Annotated in this window: 23 protein-coding genes and 1 tRNA gene; 18 read left to right on the top strand and 6 right to left on the bottom strand. The window is 64.9% G+C overall.

The genetic code is table 11. The annotated features are described in order from the left end of the window. Positions 1–31: 31 nt before the first annotated feature. Genes ACFDS6_RS06215 through ACFDS6_RS06200 form a run of 4 tightly spaced genes read left to right on the top strand, consistent with a single transcriptional unit; the run spans position 32 to position 3685 of the window. The gene (locus ACFDS6_RS06215) at positions 32–1129 is read left to right on the top strand and encodes an ABC transporter permease (RefSeq protein WP_375271248.1); all 1098 of its coding nucleotides are present in this window, start codon (positions 32–34) and stop codon (positions 1127–1129) included. Next, positions 1129–2124, top strand: a complete 996-nt coding sequence (locus ACFDS6_RS06210) for an ABC transporter ATP-binding protein (protein WP_375271247.1) — start codon at positions 1129–1131, stop codon at positions 2122–2124. Before ACFDS6_RS06215 ends, ACFDS6_RS06210 begins: the two co-directional genes overlap by 1 nt. Further along, positions 2124–3086 carry an MlaD family protein gene (locus ACFDS6_RS06205; protein WP_375271246.1) on the top strand — a complete coding sequence of 321 codons (963 nt, stop codon included), beginning with the start codon at positions 2124–2126 and terminating at the stop codon, positions 3084–3086. Before ACFDS6_RS06210 ends, ACFDS6_RS06205 begins: the two co-directional genes overlap by 1 nt. A 2-nt stretch (positions 3087–3088) precedes the next feature. After that, on the top strand, positions 3089–3685 hold the full coding sequence (locus ACFDS6_RS06200) for an ABC-type transport auxiliary lipoprotein family protein (RefSeq protein ID WP_375271245.1): 597 nt from the start codon (positions 3089–3091) through the stop codon (positions 3683–3685). 34 nt (positions 3686–3719) lie between these two features. On the opposite strand, the gene ACFDS6_RS06195 is transcribed toward ACFDS6_RS06200, so the two are convergent. Continuing rightward, complete coding sequence (locus ACFDS6_RS06195) at positions 3720–4652, bottom strand: peptidylprolyl isomerase (protein WP_375271244.1); 933 nt, start codon at positions 4650–4652, stop codon at positions 3720–3722. Between the two features lie 87 nt (positions 4653–4739). Between ACFDS6_RS06195 and ACFDS6_RS06190 the strand changes: the two genes are divergently transcribed. From ACFDS6_RS06190 to ACFDS6_RS06135, 12 genes are all read left to right on the top strand, one after another. Next, a tRNA-Ser gene (locus tag ACFDS6_RS06190) sits at positions 4740–4830 on the top strand. Positions 4831–5007: 177 nt separating this feature from the next. Then, positions 5008–6195 carry a tyrosine-type recombinase/integrase gene (locus ACFDS6_RS06185; RefSeq protein ID WP_375271243.1) on the top strand — a complete coding sequence of 396 codons (1188 nt, stop codon included), beginning with the start codon at positions 5008–5010 and terminating at the stop codon, positions 6193–6195. Beyond that, positions 6192–6626 carry a hypothetical protein gene (locus ACFDS6_RS06180; RefSeq protein ID WP_375271242.1) on the top strand — a complete coding sequence of 145 codons (435 nt, stop codon included), beginning with the start codon at positions 6192–6194 and terminating at the stop codon, positions 6624–6626. The genes ACFDS6_RS06185 and ACFDS6_RS06180 overlap by 4 nt, the downstream gene beginning before the upstream one ends. 111 nt (positions 6627–6737) lie before the next feature. Next, positions 6738–6932, top strand: a complete 195-nt coding sequence (locus ACFDS6_RS06175) for a helix-turn-helix transcriptional regulator (protein ID WP_375271241.1) — start codon at positions 6738–6740, stop codon at positions 6930–6932. Then, entirely contained in the window at positions 6922–7254 is a 333-nt protein-coding gene (locus ACFDS6_RS06170) for a hypothetical protein (protein ID WP_375271240.1), read from the top strand. Before ACFDS6_RS06175 ends, ACFDS6_RS06170 begins: the two co-directional genes overlap by 11 nt. 52 nt (positions 7255–7306) lie before the next feature. Next, a complete protein-coding gene (locus ACFDS6_RS06165) occupies positions 7307–7732 on the top strand; it encodes a hypothetical protein (RefSeq protein WP_375271239.1) in 426 nt (141 codons plus the stop codon). A gap of 58 nt (positions 7733–7790) precedes the next feature. After that, on the top strand, positions 7791–10088 hold the full coding sequence (locus ACFDS6_RS06160; protein ID WP_375271238.1) for a DUF5906 domain-containing protein: 2298 nt from the start codon (positions 7791–7793) through the stop codon (positions 10086–10088). A gap of 165 nt (positions 10089–10253) precedes the next feature. Further along, entirely contained in the window at positions 10254–10628 is a 375-nt protein-coding gene (locus ACFDS6_RS06155) for a hypothetical protein (RefSeq protein WP_375271237.1), read from the top strand. Between the two features lie 34 nt (positions 10629–10662). After that, the gene (locus tag ACFDS6_RS06150; protein WP_375271236.1) at positions 10663–11178 is read left to right on the top strand and encodes a hypothetical protein; all 516 of its coding nucleotides are present in this window, start codon (positions 10663–10665) and stop codon (positions 11176–11178) included. 1 nt (position 11179) lies between these two features. Further along, a complete protein-coding gene (locus ACFDS6_RS06145; protein WP_375271235.1) occupies positions 11180–11425 on the top strand; it encodes a hypothetical protein in 246 nt (81 codons plus the stop codon). Further along, positions 11422–11622: a hypothetical protein gene (locus ACFDS6_RS06140; protein ID WP_375271234.1), complete on the top strand. Its 201-nt coding sequence runs from the start codon at positions 11422–11424 to the stop codon at positions 11620–11622. Before ACFDS6_RS06145 ends, ACFDS6_RS06140 begins: the two co-directional genes overlap by 4 nt. Positions 11623–11645: 23 nt before the next feature. Continuing rightward, on the top strand, positions 11646–12026 hold the full coding sequence (locus tag ACFDS6_RS06135; RefSeq protein ID WP_375271233.1) for a hypothetical protein: 381 nt from the start codon (positions 11646–11648) through the stop codon (positions 12024–12026). 2 nt (positions 12027–12028) lie between these two features. On the opposite strand, the gene ACFDS6_RS06130 is transcribed toward ACFDS6_RS06135, so the two are convergent. After that, positions 12029–12526 carry a hypothetical protein gene (locus tag ACFDS6_RS06130; RefSeq protein ID WP_375271232.1) on the bottom strand — a complete coding sequence of 166 codons (498 nt, stop codon included), beginning with the start codon at positions 12524–12526 and terminating at the stop codon, positions 12029–12031. A gap of 95 nt (positions 12527–12621) precedes the next feature. On the opposite strand from ACFDS6_RS06130, the gene ACFDS6_RS06125 reads away from it, so the two are divergent. After that, positions 12622–13842 carry a phage major capsid protein gene (locus ACFDS6_RS06125; protein WP_375271231.1) on the top strand — a complete coding sequence of 407 codons (1221 nt, stop codon included), beginning with the start codon at positions 12622–12624 and terminating at the stop codon, positions 13840–13842. Between the two features lie 79 nt (positions 13843–13921). On the opposite strand, the gene ACFDS6_RS06120 is transcribed toward ACFDS6_RS06125, so the two are convergent. Genes ACFDS6_RS06120 through ACFDS6_RS06110 form a run of 3 tightly spaced genes read right to left on the bottom strand, consistent with a single transcriptional unit; the run spans position 13922 to position 15303 of the window. Next, the gene (locus tag ACFDS6_RS06120; RefSeq protein ID WP_375271230.1) at positions 13922–14791 is read right to left on the bottom strand and encodes a reverse transcriptase family protein; all 870 of its coding nucleotides are present in this window, start codon (positions 14789–14791) and stop codon (positions 13922–13924) included. After that, the gene (locus ACFDS6_RS06115) at positions 14781–15086 is read right to left on the bottom strand and encodes a helix-turn-helix domain-containing protein (RefSeq protein ID WP_375271229.1); all 306 of its coding nucleotides are present in this window, start codon (positions 15084–15086) and stop codon (positions 14781–14783) included. Before ACFDS6_RS06115 ends, ACFDS6_RS06120 begins: the two co-directional genes overlap by 11 nt. Before the next feature lie 43 nt (positions 15087–15129). After that, a complete protein-coding gene (locus ACFDS6_RS06110) occupies positions 15130–15303 on the bottom strand; it encodes a hypothetical protein (protein ID WP_375271228.1) in 174 nt (57 codons plus the stop codon). A 965-nt stretch (positions 15304–16268) separates the two neighbouring features. Between ACFDS6_RS06110 and ACFDS6_RS06105 the strand changes: the two genes are divergently transcribed. After that, complete coding sequence (locus ACFDS6_RS06105) at positions 16269–17531, top strand: NAD(P)/FAD-dependent oxidoreductase (protein WP_375271227.1); 1263 nt, start codon at positions 16269–16271, stop codon at positions 17529–17531. Between the two features lie 105 nt (positions 17532–17636). On the opposite strand, the gene ACFDS6_RS06100 is transcribed toward ACFDS6_RS06105, so the two are convergent. Continuing rightward, a complete protein-coding gene (locus tag ACFDS6_RS06100; protein WP_375271226.1) occupies positions 17637–18413 on the bottom strand; it encodes an SDR family oxidoreductase in 777 nt (258 codons plus the stop codon). Between the last annotated feature and the right edge of the window lie 14 nt (positions 18414–18427).

Here is an 18427-nt window from a genome sequence, read left to right as displayed (position 1 = left end):
ACACGATGAGCTTTGCCGCATGGATCGACGCATGAGCGCGGCAGCCGATTTCACCGACGATGCGGGCGTGCTGCGCTTCTCCGGCGACCTGTCGCTGGCGCAGCTCGGCAACCTGCCCGACCGATTGTCGCAGCACGACGGCGCCGTGAAGGCGATCGACCTGTCGGGCGTCGATCGCATGGACACGATCGGCGCCTGGGTCGTCCATCGCTTCGCGCGCGAGAAGGACGCGCAGGTCGACGGCCTGGAAGGCGACGGCCGCGCCCTGTTCGAGCATGTCGAGGCGGCGGATCAGCCGGTGCAGATGCGCCCCAGCCACGTCGCGCCGTTCCGCCGCGTGATGGGGGAGATCGGCGATGCCGTGACGCTGGCGGGCAAGACGTCGCTCGGGCTGCTCGGCTTCCTCGGCGCGACCGTGATCTCCTTCTGGACGGTGATGCGCCATCCCAGCCGGTTCCGCTTCAACGCGGTGGTGCAGCGTTTCGAGGTGGTCGGCGTCTCCGCGCTCGGTATCATCGGGTTGATGAGCTTCCTGATCGGCATCGTCATCGCGCAGCAGGGCGCGGTGCAGCTGCGGCAATTCGGTGCGGAAGCGTTCACGATCAACCTGGTCGGGCGCATCACCTTGCGCGAACTCGGCGTGCTGATGACCGCGATCATGGTCGCCGGACGCTCGGGATCGGCCTTCGCCGCGCAGCTCGGCACGATGAAGCTCACCGAGGAGATCGACGCGCTGCGGGTCATCGGCGTGTCGCCGATGGAGGCGCTGGTGCTGCCGCGCACGATCGCCTCGATCATCCTGATGCCGCTGCTCGGCTTCTACGCGTCGGTGATCTCGATCATCGGTGGCGGGCTGCTGTGCTGGCTGTCGCTCGACATCCCGCCCGCCGCGTACATCTCGCGCATTCGCGAGGTGGTGCCGATCACCGACCTGTTCGTCGGCCTCATCAAGGCGCCGGTGTTCGGCGCGATCATCGCGGTCGCGGGCTGTTTTCAAGGCATGCAGGTCAAGGGCGACGCCGAGCAGGTCGGGCTTCGCACCACCTCCGCGGTGGTGCAGGCGATCTTCATGGTGATCGTGCTCGACGCCTTCTTCGCCGTGTTCTTCGAGCAGATCGGGTGGCTGTGATGGCGGACAGCGACGACCACATCATCCGAATCCAGGGGCTGCGCAACCGCTTCGGCGATCAGGCGGTGCACGACGGCCTCGACCTGGACGTGCGGCGCGGCGAGATCCTGGGCGTGGTCGGCGGATCGGGCACCGGCAAGTCGGTGCTGATGCGCTCGATCATCGGGTTGCAGACGCCCGAGGCGGGCGAGGTCGAGGTGTTCGGCGAACCCACGCTCGGCCGCGACGAGACCGAGACGGTCGACATCCGCAAGCGCTGGGGCGTGCTGTTCCAGGGCGGGGCGCTGTTCTCCACGCTGACCGTCGCGGAGAACGTGCAGGTCCCCTTGCGCGAATTCTATCCCGACCTGGACCTCGCGCTCCTCGACGAGATCGCATCCTACAAGGTGGTGATGACCGGGCTTCCCGCCGACGCCGGTCCGAAATTCCCGGCCGAACTGTCGGGCGGCATGCGCAAGCGCGCCGGGCTGGCGCGCGCGCTGGCGCTCGATCCCGAACTGCTGTTCCTCGACGAGCCGACCGCCGGGCTGGATCCGATCGGCGCGGCCGCGTTCGACGCGCTGACCAAGGGATTGCAGCGCACGCTCGGCCTGACCGTGTTCCTGATCACGCACGATCTCGACACGCTCTACGCCATCTGCGACCGCGTCGCGGTGCTCGCCGACAAGAAGGTGATCGCGGTCGGGACGATCCCCGAGCTGCTCGCCACCGACCACCCGTGGATCCAGGAATATTTCAACGGTCCGCGCGGGCGCGCCGCAGTCGCGTCGCAGGAACAGGCCGAGCAGGGGCAGACTAGGCAGGGTCAGGTTCAGCAGGGGCAGGGCGCCGCTGCCGGATCGGCCGAGCACGACGCGCGCGCTCATCCCACCGAGGTGCCGCGCGAGACGGGCGGGCAGCGCACCCAGGGATCGCTCGCCGACAATGCCGCGCGCGGTGCGCCCGCGGGTGATCCCGTCCGCACGGACGCGGCTCGTACAACAGGAACGAAGTGATGGAAACGCGATCGAACCACGTCCTCGTCGGTGCCGTCGTGCTGATCCTGCTGGCGATGCTGGCGCTCTTTACCGTGTGGATCGCGCGGTTCGGCGGCACCGAGGAGCGCGAGTACGACATCTTCTTCCGCCAGGCGGTCGATGGTCTGGCGAAGGGTTCGTCGGTCACCTTCTCCGGCGTGCCCTCGGGTCAGGTCAAGTCGATCTCGCTGTGGCAGCCCGATCCGCAATACGTCCGCGTGCGCATCAGCGTGAACCAGGACACGCCGATCCTGCGCGGCACCACCGCGACGATCCAGGGCAGCTTCACCGGCACCAGCACCGTCAGCCTCGACGGCGCGGTGAAGGGGCAGCCCGCGATCACCTGTCCCGATCCCGATCCCAATCAGGTCTGCCCGCTCGGCAAACCGGTGATCCCGACCAAGACCGGCGGCCTGGGCGCGATCCTCAACTCCGCGCCGCAGCTGCTCGAACGGCTGTCGACGCTGACCGAGCGGCTGACCGGCATGCTGTCCGACCGCAATCAGGCGTCGATCGCGGGCATCCTCGACAACACCAATCGCCTGTCGTCCGCGCTCGCCGATCGCGGGCCGGAGATTGCCGCAACGCTGGCGCAGACGCGCGTCGCGATCGCGCAGGCGGGCAATGCGGCGGAGCAGATCGGTAACCTCGCGCAGACCACCAACGGCGTGCTCGCCAATGACATCCAGCCGACGATCCAGAACCTGAACGGGGCGATTCGGTCGGCGCAGGCGAGCGCGGACACGCTCAACAGCGCGATCGGCGACGCGCGGCCGGGCCTCACCACCTTCTCGAAGCAGACGATCCCGCAGATCAACCAGCTGGTGCGTGACCTGCGCGTGACCTCGGCGTCGCTGTCGACGATCGCCCAGCGCGTCGAGCAGGGCGGGGCGAGCTCGCTGATCGGCCAGCAGAAACTGCCTGACTACAAGGGGAAATAAGCGTGCGGTACTCTCTTTCCTGTCTCGTACCGCTCGCGGCCACCGTGGCGCTGTCGGGCTGCATCAGCTTCGGCGCGAAGCCGCCGCCCTCGTTGCTGACGCTTGAGGCGACGGCGCAGCCGCAGCCGGGCCGCACGCAATCGTCGGCGGACGCCCGCTCGATCGTGGTTCAGGTGCCCGCGGTCGCCACCGCGCTCTCCACCGCGCGGGTGCCGGTGCAGGCGACCCCGGGATCGATCGCCTACGTCGAGGACGCGCAGTGGAGCGAGCCGCCCACGCGCCTGTTCGCGCGGCTGCTGTCCGACACGCTGACCGCGCAGGCGAACATGGTGGTGCTGTCGCCCGTGCAGTCGGTCAGCGATCCGAGCGGCAATCTGGCCGGCGAGCTGCGCAGTTTCGGCCTGGACGCGACGACGCGGCAGGCGGTCGTCGTCTACGACGCGGCGCTGACGCGCGTGAACGCGACCGCGGTCGAGAAGCGGCGCTTCGAGGCACGCGTACCGATTCAGACGATCGACGCCGCGTCCGCGGGCAGCGCGCTCAACCAAGCGGCGAACCAGGTCGCGGGTGAGGTCGCCACCTGGGTCGGCGGTCGCTGAGGCGGTCGCGGACGCGCGGGGCGTGAGCGCCGCGTCACTCGGCCGCCGCGACGTCCCTGATCGGCACCGGAATGTTGCACACGTCAGCGGCGCCCGCCGGGCGCGTGAAGAACGGTAGCTCACGGTTGCGCCGCGCCGCGACGTAGCGCGGCCAGACGTTGCCGGTCGACGACAGATAGGCGAAATGCGGCCGCTCGCTCGCGGGCAGGTCGCTCGCCAGCCGCGCGCTGACGATCCCGACCCGCTCGCCTGGCGTCTCGTAGAAGCCCAGGTCGCCGGTCCCGCGCGGCAGGCTCGACAGCTGTTCCATGCCGTCGATCACGCGTCCGACGACCGCGATGTTGCGGTCCAAGTGCCGCGGCGCGTGGCCGATCACCGCGTAGAGCTCCGCGCCCGACCCGGCATCGGGCGACAGGTTGCGGCCCACGCCGACGCTGCCGTAGCAGTGCACCGGCCAGGCGCGCCGCTTCCCGGCCGCGCGCGCGCCGTCGCTCGCCACCGGAAACCCGCGGTACCAGCCGATGTCGGCGGCGTAGACGTCGCTCGGTCGCGCAGCCGTGCCGCCCACTTCGGACGGTTCGTAACCGGCGGCGACCAGCGCCGTCCACGCCACGTCGTACTCGCGCTCAGACGTGGCGGACAGGCCGGGCGGCAACGGCTTCTTCTCGGTCGCGTCGCCCCACTGGGCGACGTAATTGTCCTGCACGCGGTTGACGCTCGTCCCGTCCCACCAATGCGCCTTGGCCAGGCGGCGGATGTTGGCGACCCAGTCGGACGCGACGGGCGCGGGCATCAACTGCACGACGACGCGCGCGCGGGCGGGCGGCTGCGCGCCCTTTCGCTCGATCCACATGACCAGCAGGTCGTCGTCCGCGACCGGCACCCACTGCTCGGCCGGCGCGGCCTGCGCGATCTGTCCGGGACTGGGCACGGCGAGCGGCAGCGCGGCGAGGAAGAAGGTAAGCACCCTGCCATCGTGCCGTCGCTTCGAAGAACAAGCAACGGCTTGCGCAGGATGCTCAGGCCCGGTAGGCGTCGCCACCCAGCGATATGCGGAGCGGTGGCCGAGTGGTCGAAGGCGCTCGCCTGGAAAGTGAGTATACGGCAAAACCGTATCGAGGGTTCGAATCCCTCCCGCTCCGCCACTGGCCCGCTTTTAAGCGCGCCTTCACGCCCCTTTCGGCTTGTTCATCTCACTGATTTGACCCGCTCTTCTGCCGTTTCCGCGTGCGGGACCGGCCTTTATGCGCTCCTATACGTTTTCTGTTCCTTTTTTGTCCAACTCGGGGGATACTCGGGTGATAGAAACGGGTGGAACGGCGATGGCGAAGCGCGACGGCCTCAACGTGAAGATGATCGACCGACTCAAGGAGCCGGGCAAATACGGCGACGGGCGCAACCTCTACCTTCATGTCGGACCCAACGGCGGGCGAAGCTGGCTTTTCATCTATCGTCGGCTCGGCAAGGATAAGATGCGCGGCCTCGGCGCGTACCCCGCTGTCGGGCTTGAGGAGGCGCGCAAGAAGGCCGCTGAGTATCGCGCAATGCTGCTGGACGGGATCGAGCCGCCCAAGGGCCGGGGTGCGGTTCAGAAGAAGGACGAGGGCCGCACCTTCGCTCAGGTCAATGAGCGCTACTTGTCTGAACACAAGGATAGCTGGAAGAACCCCGACAAAGCTGAAGGCAACTGGCGCAACAGCCTTCGCGATCACGCCTATGCGATCCTCGGAGACAAGGACGTGAAGGACATAGACGTGAAGGACGTGCATGCGGTCCTCACTCCGATTTGGCTGAAGAACCACCCCACCGCGAAGAAGATCAGGTGGCGCATCGGCGCGGTACTCGCCTACGCCGCCGCCCTCGACATGCGGCCCGACATCGACCTTACGCGGTCAGGCGGCAAGCTCGACAAGCTGCTGCCGAAAGCCAAGCGCGTCCACATCGTAAAGGGCCATGATTCGATGCCCTTCGATCAGATACCGGAGTTCGTGCCCGCGTTGCGCGGGCGCGCAGGCATTGGCGCCGCCGGGTTAAACTTCCTCATTCTGACCGCCGCTCGCGCGCAGGAAGTCCGGTTCGCCAAATGGGACCAGATGGACCTCGAAGCGGGTGTATGGAACGCGCCAGCCGAAATAATGAAGGCGGGCCGTCCCCACCGCGTTCCGCTCTCCCCTGACGCCCTCGCGATCCTCAAAGCGCTACCGCGCGACAGCGATGACGGGTTCGTGTTTGTTGGCGGTCAACCCGGCGCTCCCCTGTCCGATGCTGCGATGGCGGCGGCGCTGAAGCGTATGGGTCGGAAAGAAGGTGTGACGGTTCACGGGTTCCGTTCGACCTTCCGAACATGGGCGGCAGAGAAGTGCCTGGACGTGCCGCGCGAGATTGCGGAGGCGGCGCTGGCCCATGCCGTAGGTGGGGTTGAGGGCGCGTATCAGCGCGGTGACTACTTCAATGTCCGTCGCGCCCTGATGGAGCGGTGGGCGGACTACTGTCGGGGTCCCGCCGCATGACCGACGATGAGTTCCAGCGCACCGCGATGATGGAGTTGTCGAGCCGCGACGCTACGGCCCTCGCCCAAGCCCTACGCGACGGTTCAGGCTTGACGGGTGCTGGGATTAAGGAGGTGTTCCGGCTCGACAAGGCGCAGGATGTGTTTCCCGGCATGTCGCTGATGGACATGTGGGCCACCGACCGCGCGTTGGCCGGTCAGAAGCAGGGACGGCCCACGGACACCGATCTACAGCGGGTAATGCGCGATCCGGCGTGGGCTGCAGTCGGGGACCTCGAATACCTCAAGCGGCTATGGCGCGAATTGCGACCGGGGAAACAGGTGCCTGTCGAGTTTCTGACGGACATTGTGGTTCGCTACCGTGACGTTGAGCGTTCCGCCGTCGTGGCCCGCCGGAGCCGCCCCAAGTCCCGCCGCATAAGCGACCAGTAGCGCCCGAAAAGCCGACTTTCGGGCGGCGATCTTATCCGCTCCTTCGCAGACTTAACGGCCTCCACCAACGGAGGCCGAGCGATGACGACCCACCGAGATAGTACCGAACCAATGCCCGCCCCGCTGATTGTGCGGGAGAAGCACCTCAAGGCTCTAACCAACACCTCTCGCAAGTTTCGCGACGACGCGATGAAGGCAGGCACCTTTCCGAAGCCGATCCCCTTGGGGCCGAAGGCGCGCGGCTGGCTTGTCAGCGAACTCAATCAATGGATCGAGCAGCGCACGGCGGCGCGCGATGCAGCGTGAGGCGGAGGAGCGGCTTTACCTTGGCCCAGCGGGCGCGAGGCTCGCCGCCGAACGCCGCAAAGCGGAACAGCGGGAAGATGATGGTGACGACGATCTAGAGCCGGTCGGGCCGCTGGTCGTGCTGATCGCGGTTGGCGACGCCTATGCCGTCCTGATCGACCCCCCGCTGCCCTGCGGCGATCACCGCCGGTCGTGGCCGACGAAACAGGACGCCTGGCACCACGCTCGCGAACTATGGTCGCGGTTCAAGCTCGGCTTCTCCGACCGCACTCGCAATAGTTTCGGGCGCATCGGTCCAAACAGAGAGCGCCCCGAACTCTAGCTGTTCTCTCTGAATCGACCTTCGCTTTTAAGAAGGACGAAGGAGAAATACTATGTCTGCTGATACGCTTCCGACCTCCAGTGTCGCTGATCTTATGCATACGCCGCTGGTCACTGTCTATCAGATGCTGACCAAGCCGGATATTCAGCCGGTTCTCCCGCCGCCCGCGTCGAACGGCGGCACCCGGAACTTCACCGAGCGGCAGACCATGCTGATGATGTTGGCGGGCGATATGGTCCGCTCGGGCATGAAGTTTCCGCTGGCGGCGCGTTGGGCTTGCCGGATCGCGGAGCAGCTTCTGTTCGATCCCGAAGCGTCGTTCGTCCACATCGAGTTCCGCCGCAACGGCGCACTGTTCTGCTTTACGTCCGATGAAGCGCCGGAAGCGGCTGACGCTGCGGGGCCTGCGCGCTTCCGCACGACCTTTGGCCTCGATGCGTACCGGGCCGCGATCCGCGCTGCGATGGCCGATGCCTGATCCCCGACATGAGAAAGCCTCCGCCGAGCAAAAGGCGGAGGCCACCCAAGAGGTAACTATGAAGCCCGATCCTATTGCGGCCGGTGCAGATCAGAAGGAAGCGCCGCCTTTCACCGTCCATGAGGGCGGGAAAGGCGACCAGCTTCATACCCTGCTGGACCTTCCACAATTCGCCCGCTGGGCGCGCTCGCCCGGAGTCGAATTGTCCGAGGCCAACCTGCAATCGGCGTGGCGCAACGGCGTAATCGACGGCTATCCGGGCCGCATCGCGTCCGCGACCTTCAAGAACAACGTGCTCACCGTCTCTGGCGCCATCGACTTGCCCGACGATGCACTGCGACAGTCTTTGCAGGAGGAGTTCAAGGAGGCTCGCGAGAGGTTCCCGAAGCAGGTTTCGCTAGTAGCCATCGCCGAACCGCCTCCCGGCCGTGACCTCAACGACCCGAACACGTTCGTCTGTCACGACGAGCGCGGCCACGTCGTAATGGTCCATCAGAGATATGAGACGAAGGACGGCGGCAAAGGCTTCCTGCCGTGGACCTTCTGGAGCGACGGCCGATGGCGTACCGTCGAGCCGGACGTCATGCCGTTCTACGGCTTGTCGGGCATGCAGCAGGCGTCCACGCTCGTGCTTCATGAGGGCGCGAAGGCGACGCGTCACGTCCGCAAGGTGATCGAAGCGGAAGGCCGGGGGCATCGCCTGCCTTGGCTGGCCGACCTATGCCACGCCCATCACGTCGGCTGGATCGGCGGCGTCAACGCGGTGGGCCGTAGCGATTGGAGCCTGCTCTCCCGGCATGGGTGGGGCCGCGTCATCATCGTGGCTGACAACGACAATCGAGGCATCCGCGCTGCGCGCCGCATAGCACGCCACTTCCCCGCCAATGTGTTCATCCTCACCTTCGATCAGCGGTTCGTGGACGGCTTCGATCTAGCGGATGAATGGCCATACAGCCTGTTCGATGAGCAGGGCGCGTACATCGGTCCAGCGCTGCGAGACTGCCTGCTGTCAGCTACGCAGGCGACGGCAATGATACCGGCGGAGGGGCGCGGCAGGCCCACAGCAGTCCTCCGTCCTGAGTTCGCGGCAACCGTCGCCTACACGCTCGACCCGTTGCGCTTCATATCGCGGCACCAACCGAGCCGTGACCGGTCAGCGGATGAGTTCAACGGCTTGGTGGCGCCCTTCTCCGATGTGAAGGACACCGCCACGAAGGTGCTGGGCGAAGCTGAGTGTCAGCACGATAAGCTCATTTGGAACCCGAGCCAGCGCGCCGGGACAATTCTCAAAGACGGCTCCCGATGCTTCAATGTCTATGAGGAGCCGCGCATCATTGCGCGCGAAGGCGACGCCACGCCATGGTTGGACTTCATCGCCCACCTGATCCCGAATGAGGAGGAGCGCGACCACCTTCTGCGCTGGCTCGCCACCCTCATCGCCAAGCCCGAGGTTCGGATGCGCTGGGGCATCCTTCTCATTTCCGAAGCCCAAGGTGTCGGCAAGGGAACGCTCGGGGCGATCCTACGCAAGATGCTCGGCGCGTCCAATGTCAGCTTCCCCGGCACGAAGGAAGTTTCAGAAAGCCAGTTCAATGGCTGGATCGCGCGCAAGCGGCTCGCTTTCGTTCCAGAGCTGTACTCTGGTCATAGTCGCAAGACCTATGACGACCTAAAGTCAGTGATGACTGACGATCACGTCACCGTGAACGAGAAGCACATAAAGCGGTATGAGATCGACAACTGGCTGCACATAATTGCTTGCTCAAACTCTACGCGGGCGCTGCACATCGACTTGGAAGATCGTCGCTGGCTGGTACCGACCGTCAGCGAGCAACCTCAATCGTCTGACGTTTGGGCGAGCCTTTACGCGTGGATTGAGGGCAATGGTCCCTCGATCATTCTCGATTGGGCACGCAAATACGTCGCCCGTGGCAATTACGTTCGCACTGGCGATCACGCTCCGCGCTCGATCCGCAAAGCACAGATCGCGGAGAAGTCACAATCTGACGGCGCAAAGCTGGCGGTGGAACTTGCCGAACATTTGGTCGGAATAGACCTGCCCGTTATCCTTCGGTTGAGCGCTGCCCGTGAATGGATAGCGCTCAAGCGCGGGTTCAAGCGGTCGAATGGCGAGGCAGACATCGCAGACCGGCGACTTGAGAAAGACGACACCCTCGTGCGCGCGATGAAGAACGTGCCGGGAATTACGGTCTGGGCAAATAACCGCCGCCCCAAATTTGCTGGGGTGAAGGATGCGTTGTTGATGAACTTTGAGCCGCCTGCGGATGCGACTTGGGAGGATATTAAGGACCGGCTGACAACTATCGAGGGAGTTAAGCTCGATGATCCGCTTTGAGGCTCAAAATCACAGGGACGGGGGACGAGTAAACGGGGGCTTTCTACTTCCGGTTAGGATTAAATCGGAGAGGATAGGGGGATTAATATTACGGGAATTAGGAAACCAGCGGTTCGCCCGTCCCCCGTCCCTGCCTAGTCCGGCGCTGACCTCGGGAGGTAATCAATGTCTGAACTGAAGTACATCCGCGACGCCTCGACCAACTATCTCCCGGCGCTGGTCGAACCGACCCATAGTTCCCGCCGTGAGCAGGTGCGCTGGCGAGTCCGCCACCTCAACCTGTCCGCCCTCGACCGCGAGACGCGGCAGGATGCGGCGGCAGACCCCGGCATCGAGTGGGACCCGACCGAGCGCCAGTACCGTATCCGGCGGCGCGGGAAGGCCGGAGCGCAGTGCGCCAGCCCCGTCCAGTCCGACCCTAGTGCGATCCCCGCCGCCAGCCCTCCTGCATCGCCTCCGGCGAGCCTCGGCAGTGCCCTGACGGGAGGGGGCAGGAAAAGTTCGGAAGCCCCCAGCCTGACGACCGGCGCCAACCAGTAACGCATATCCTAACACCCATATTGGAGGACACGCGATGAGTAGCGATGTGAAGAAGCCGCGACGCCAACGTGCTGATAGCAAGGAAGCGGCAGTGAAGGACATGTTCAATGGCGAGCGTATCATCACGCCGCCTGCCGATTACTTCCTGACCAACTCCGAACTCACCATCTTCAACGAGGTCATCGCTGAATTGCCTAAGGGCGAGTGGACCGATCACATGATCCGCATCGCCGCTGACCTGACGCGCATGATTGCCGACGCACGGGCCGAAGCCGATGCGATCCGCCGTGAGGGCAGCGTGGTGGAAGGTGCCAGCGGCGGGCCGATCCGCAATCCCCGGTGCGCGGAACTCGCATCACTCCGGGCTTGCATCGCGACCACCCGCCGCTCCCTCGCCATCCATAGCCGCGCCAAAGGCGGCATGGACACTGGCGGCCTTGCCCGTCGTCGCGAGCTACAGCGCGGCAACGAGGCATTCCCGCTTGATGATGACGACGAAGGCCTGCTGGCGCGCCCGCCCGCTGACTTCGACTTCACTGGGGTGCATTGATATGACCAGCAGCGAAACCGCCAGCATCGACAAGATCGAACGCTGCCGCCGGGTCAACCGGCTCGCCGCCGCCAAGTACGCGGACCAAGGTGTCGCCCCCGACGACATCGCCATAGCCGCCGCCTACAGCGCCGTGGACCTTGCTCAACACAACGTAGACGACCCCGCCGCCGCTATCGACTGGGTGCGTCGCGCCCTCGACGTAATGGAAGCGGGCCTACCCCTCACCGTGGAGACCATGCAATGAGCGGCCTAGCCTCCTTGCTCGCCGCATCGCCGGAAGTGCGCGCCGCCGCGCTCGCGCTGCTGGACGAAATGAGCGAGCCGCTTGCCCCGCGCCAGTTGGAGCGGACCCTCCAAGCCGGTGGGCTGACACGCAAGGCGGCGCGGCAGGCGATGCACGCGCTTCGGCACGTCGAACTGATCGCGCTGGTGCCACGGTGACGGGCGGACGGCCAAGGCGACCTTTGCTTGAGGCGCGGCTCGTTGCGGAAGCCGCCACCAAGGTTGGGCTATCGGGCCGTCGCGAGCCGATTGCTCGCGTCATTGCCGGGCGGGTAGTGGAAGAACTTGCCGCCTTCGTGGACGCCGGTGACGATCAGATCGTGGCGGGACTGGCCGAAATACGCCGCGCCGCCTTCCCGTCTCCATTTCACTCACTGGCAACCGATCCGGCGGTGGACACGCTTTCCCTGTTCGTGGAGCGCCGGGTGGAAAAGCTGCGGGCGCGCGCAGGCCGCTACCTCAACCCTCATGATGAGAGGGTCGAGCGACAGGAAGTTCTAGCGGCCTTAGAAGGGCTGCTAACGCGGCGTTACCTTCGTCATCTCCGACAGCGCACCAACTGACGTTACAGACGCCACTCCGCTTTCTCGTCAGCGAGTTTCCAAAGACCCCCTGGGGACCTACCTTTCGAGGCGCTTGCTCCAACCTCTGTGTCAACAAAATTGTCGAGATGGGAGAAGTCCTCAAAAACCTCATTGAGTGACCTCGCTGTATATGTCGAAGTGCTCTTCATGTATCTAAACTCGAAAGACTCATGATTGTCGTTCAGCAAATCAACGAGGCGCTCAGCCGAGGCACTACTAAAACCATCCGCTTTTGCGAGGGCGAGTAGAGCCTTAAGATTGTGACGGACACCCTGTCCCTTAAGCTCCTTCTCCGTGTGCCCTTTGTGCGCGAGATAGGCCTTTAGATACAGTTCTGCGGCAAAACCAGCCAGCATGTGAAAGCCCAGCACGAAAGTTGAATCTTCCGGTGCAGCGAAACGATACTCACTTGCCATCATGACATACGCAGACTGCACATAGCCTTTCGCAGTGCTGTAGGTCAGTATTGGGTCAGACACTCTTATCTCCCATCCTTTTTCTTGGATACTGTCGAGAACCGCATACCCGGCAGCGCGAATGGCCGAGGGTCCTCCCGTTATCAGGAGGAACTACCATGCCGACCAACATTCTCGCCAGCCGTATCCCTGTCGCCATGCGCCGCGTCGGCGGTCACGGCATCCGCGCCGAAGGCCCGCAGAACATCGAGAGCATGTTCAGCGACATCAACAACCTGCTCCGTGACGGCTTCACCAAGCGCGACCAGCAGCTTCAGAACCTCGAAACCGCGCTCAACGCTGTTCAGAGCCAGGTCAACGCGGGAGGTGCGTCCGCTGTTGGCGCGATCCTCCCAGTGGAGCCGGACTACACCCGCGCGTTCGCCAGCTACTTCCGTCGCGGTGACGGTGAGGACTTCCTCAAGACCGCCAACGCGACGGGCGACCGTGCCACTGTGCAGGCCGCTATGTCGATCGGTGACAACAGCACCGGCGGCTATCTCGCCCCCGTTGAATGGGATCGCAAGTTGCTGGAGCAGCAGCGCGCGACCTCGCCCATGCGCCGCCTCGCCACGGTGCAACCGACCACAGTGGGCGCATTCAGCACCCTCTGGAACTCCGACACTTGGGGTTCGGGGTGGGTGGGCGAGACTGCGCCGCGTCCGCTGACGACCAGTTCCAGCCTCGCGCCGATCACGTTTGCGGCTGGCGAAATCTACGCCATGCCGGCGGCGACGCAGCGCCTGCTCGATGACTCCGCGATCAACGTCGAAACGTGGCTGGCGCAGAGCATCGAGCGCGAGTTCAACCGGCAGGAGGGCATCGCCTTCATCGCCGGAAACGGGGTGAACAAGCCAGCCGGTCTGCTTACCCACGGGATCGGGGAGGCGAACGCCAATCTTCATCCCGGCGGGCCTGTAGAGGTGGTTGAGAGCGCCATCGGCATCGATGCGCTGACCGACTTCCTGTATGGGCTGGGCGCTCCATACCGACAGAACGCGACTTGGCTCATGTCGAGCCTTGCGGCGGCGCGGATCGCCAAGATCAAGGACGCTGATGGTCGCCCGATCTGGCGGGAGGCACTCACGGCGGATCAGCCCGCTTTGCTGCTGGGCCGTCCGGTGGAGATTGACGAGGCGATGCCCGCGCCGACCGCTGGCAACCTCGCCATCGCCTTCGGTGACTTCAAGGCTGGCTACCTTATCAATGACCGCCTCGGCACTCGCGTCCTGCGCGATCCGTATACGAACAAGCCTTACATCAACTTCTACGTGACCAAGCGCGTGGGCGGTGGCTTGCTCGATCCTCATGCGATCCGGCTGCTGCGTATCGCGGCCTGATCTGATCGGCTCCGCGCGAGCGTGTAAGGGCAGGCGTTCGCGCGGCGGGCGGCGGGGTGAGCTAGGCTCCTCCGCCGCCCTAATTTTTGGCGGCAATCTGCTTGAGTTGGCCCGCCACCCCGTTCCGCGTACCCAGCAATGCTCCGCGCATTTCATCGGTCGCGGCACTAAGCGCCGTGACAGTCTCGTGGAGCTTCTTGTGCTGACGAAACGGAGCGACAAGCTTTCCGTCGCGCAAAACGACACCCGTGATTTCGGCGGCCCTGTCCACGAACGTCTTTTCCTTGTGGTAGCGCAAGCCGACCCGATGGATCATCCGCTTGACCTCCCAAACGTCGCGCTCGGGTACACTCTCGCCTGAAATCGTCACGTCATCGACATAGACAGTGAACGTATAGCCGCGCTCCCGGCAAAACTGGTCGATGTTCTGCCAAAGATCATAATATGCGAAATAGGCCACGATGGGACTGAGCGGACTGCCAGTCGGCAAATGCTGCTGATAGCACGATAGCTGCGCGAGCAGGGCGGCAATGGTCCGATCACAGTGCATGATCTTGTGGAAGAACCAGTACACGCGCTTCTGCGTCGTGCTTGGGAAGAACTTCTCAAGGTCGAGACATTGAACCATGCGGTTGCCTCGGTGCGCCGCCGCGTTCGTAATGTAGCAGCGGCCCTTCACCGGGCAGAACAGGAAGTCCGGCGGTTCGATCCGCGCGAGCAGCCGCGCCAGTTTTGCTTGGAGCAGCTTGAGGGGGCGAACAGGGTTTTCGACGTGACGAAAGCCGGTGCCTGACTTCTTCGGGATGTCGAACTCGCTGTAGAGCGCGTCCCCCGCAGCAAGCCTCCTCAATTCCCCATGGGTCACGCCTAGCAGGCGCGCGAGCTTCGGACGGCTTCCGAGCTTGTAGAGCGGCGATTGGTTCAGCGCGTACCGCTTCTTAATCGGCATGAACCTTCTCCGCCCGCGCTTCCAGAAACTGTAGCAACCCGACCATCTTCCCAGCGACGAATGCGCGGGCGCGATCTAGGGTGGTCTTGCCCTCCACCGTCTCAGCGAAAAACATGATGGAGGAGACGGGAAGGCCGAATGTGTCCGAATATCGCTGAATCACGTCCAGCGTGGGGACCTTATGCCCCTTCTCGATCTCAGAGAGATACTGAGGAGAAATCTTGAGGCGCTCAGCGACCTCCTTTTGCTTCAGGTCGTGATAAACACGAATGAGCCTGAGAGCTTCTCCTAACATTTGAAACCCCAACTTGAATGTGAGCGTGAAGCAGGGTGGGGATTTAGTCCTTGAACAACTTTGCCAACTCTAGGATCACCTGAACAATTTTCACTGCCAGTTTCCCCGTCGCCAGCACCGCTTTCAGCATCTTTGGGTTTACCAAACGGCCCGCCCAATTCTGCCTAGTCCCAGTATTCGTCGCCCGACGTTCCTTTTCGCGGTCTTGATCTGACATTGCAGTCCTCCTTCCACACCGGCCTTGAATGGCCTGCCACCTTGGCGTGAAGGCGGGGAAGGAACGTCTTGACCCTGATCACCTGGCGCGGTCCCCGCCATCGGGGCCGCGCCGGGGCCACTCGCGCTCTCGCACTAACGGCCTCAGAAGTAGAACATTTTCATGTTCCGCGAGGTTTGACCCTCGATGTGTGGTGACTATCCCCTTTCCTGACCTGCGATGGCATTCTGATGCACCGAGTCGGGGGGCGCTGTCCAGAACTTTCTACGCTCTCAGCGTAGTTTTTTGCGATCTAGGGCGGAGCCAACTCGGGTGATACGGAGAGGCTATCACCCGACTTACTCCCTCTAGCCCGCAGAAAACCGTGGGAGTTCCGCTCCCTCCCGCTCCGCCACTGAGTCTGCGTAAGCGGCTCCTTTGCCCACGCTTTGCGGGAAAACGGCGACCATGCGACGAGACCGCGTTCGGGCTCACGCACCTCGATGATCTCGCGAGCGACACCGTATTTGCTAGCGACATGATCGGCACGCTTGCCGGCATAGTTCTGATCGACCCAGGCCAACGACGATTGCAACGGTAACCGCCTGCACGTTTGCGCGGGCGGTTCTACGTCGCCGCGCCGGTCAGCCGGCGTGACGTGAGGCGCCACATCTTGCTCGTGCTCTCCTACTGCTTGCCGAGCGAAGGCAAGTCGGAAGAAGCCTGTTCGACGCGCCTGACGCGATGCGGCTGACCGATCGCGCGCAGCAAGTTCTCGTGCTGGAGATCACCCATTCACTCGAGCGGAAAAGGCGTTTGTTCGCCACGTCTGCGCTGACGGTGCTGGCGCAGGACGGTTTACGGGCGACGAGTGCAGGAACTGCTGATGGAGGCTGCCATTGGGAAAGATGCCCGATGACTGATACGACTTCGCGTGGCACTCGCTGCGCTCGTCGCGCCAGCATTCTTACTCAGGACCCGAAGCTATGACCGCTGCCGCCTTCCACGATGTCCTGATCGTCGGTGCGGGCCATGCCGGCGCGCAGGCGGCGATCGCGCTGCGCCAGCGTGGCTTCGACGGGTCGGTCGCGCTGCTGGGCGACGAGCCGTGGCTGCCCTACGAGCGTCCGCCGCTGTCCAAGGAATATCTGTCGGGTGACAAGCCGTTCGAGCGCATGCTGTTGCGCCCGGCCGCGTTCTGGGACGCGCGCGGGATCGACGTGCTGCTCGGCCGCTCGGTCGTCGCTGTCGATCCAGCCGGACACCGTGTCACCACGGCCGATGGCGCCCGCGTCGATTACGGCACGTTGATCTGGGCGACCGGTGGCGCGCCGCGGCGGCTGACCTGCGCGGGTCACGATCTGCTCGGCGTTCACGCCGTGCGCACCCGCGCGGACGTCGATCGCCTGATCGCCGAACTGCCCGCCGCCCAGCGAATCGTGGTGATCGGCGGCGGCTATATCGGGCTGGAGGCGGCGGCGGTGCTGACCAGGCTCGGCAAGCACGTGACATTGCTGGAGGCGCAGGACCGCGTGCTGGCGCGCGTCGCGGGGGAGCCCTTGTCACGCTTCTACGAGGCGGAGCACCGGGCGCGCGGCGTCGATCTGCGAACGGGCGTCGCGGTGTCGTGCATCGAGGGGCATGACGGTGCCGCCACGGGTGTCCGCCTGGCCGACGGCGAGGTGCTCGCCTGCCAGATGGTAATCGTCGGCATCGGGATCGTTCCGGCGGTCGAGCCGCTGCTGCGCGCCGGTGCGGTGGGGAGCAACGGGGTGACGGTCGATGCGTGCTGCCGCACGAGCCTGCCCGACGTCTTCGCGATCGGGGACTGCGCGGCGCACGCCAACAGGTTCGCCGATGGTGCGGAAATCCGGCTCGAATCGGTGCAGAATGCGAACGACCAGGCGACCACGGTCGCCAAATACCTGACCGGCAGCGTCGAGCCGTACGACGCGGTGCCGTGGTTCTGGTCGAACCAGTACGATCTGAAGCTGCAGACCGTGGGATTATCCGCCGGCCACGACGAGACGGTGCTGCGCGGCGACCCGGCCGAGCACAGCTTCTCGCTGATCTACCTGAAGGCGGGCCGGGTGGTCGCACTGGACTGCGTGAACCGGGCGCGCGATTACGTCCAGGGACGCGCGCTGGTCGCCGAGGGCGCGCGCGTCGACCCGGCGCTGCTGAGCGACCCGGCGGTCGCGTTGAAGGAGCTGACCGATCGGCGTTCGACCGCGAGCACCCAACCCTGATCGGCTGCGCGGCGGGTGAGCGGCCTAGTGCCGGACGTTCCGACGACCACGAGCCGGCGATAGCGAGCGCCGGGACACTCGCCATCGTCGACGGGCAGCGCTGCCTCAGCCCTTGTCGCCTGCCTCGCGCTGCTGCGCCGCGCGCTCGGTCAGCGTCTTCAGCGTGTCGTCGAAGCGGCCTTCGCGCTCGGCCTGGCGCAGGAACTGGACCTCGTCGACGAGGATCTCGCGCGGCGTCGGCTGCTGCGCGAACTGCGCGGCAACCGCGTCGGCGAACGCGTCGAGCGGCATATAGCCCGGCCGGTTCGCCTGTCCCGGCGTCAGGTCGGTCTGCACCCCCGGCGGGGCCAGTTCGATGATTTCGACCTTGTCGGCTAGCTGAGTCCGCAGCGACACGGTGTACGAGTGGATCGCGGCCTTGGTCGCCGAGTAGGTCGGCGCCGCGACCAGCGGCACGAACGCGAGGCCGGACGTGACCATCACGACCGCGGCGTTCGGTTGCGTGCTCAGGTGATCGATAAGCGCGTTGGTGAGGCGGATCGGGCCGAGGATGTTGGTGGTGATCGTGGCGTCGGCGTCGGCCAGGTCGCGCTTGGTCGTGAGGTCCTCGAACTTCATGATGCCGGCGTTGTTGAACAGCACGTTCAGCGACGGGAAGTCGGTCACGACCTGCGCGGCAAAGCGGTCGACCGCGTCGGCGTCCTCCACGTCGAGCGTCATCACGTGGATGCGCTCGCGCCCGACCGCGGCCTGCTCCAGCGCCTCGCGGCGGCGGCCGACGATGATCACGGTGTCGCCGCGATCGTGGAAGCGGTGCGCGAGCGCCTCGCCGATGCCGGAGCCGCCGCCGGTCATCAATATCGTGTTGCCACTGGTCTTCATGAGGGAGAGCTCCG

The organism is Sphingomonas sp., from assembly GCF_042095875.1.
GTDB lineage: Bacteria > Pseudomonadota > Alphaproteobacteria > Sphingomonadales > Sphingomonadaceae > Sphingomonas.
This window is presented reverse-complemented; position numbering and strand designations above follow the sequence as displayed.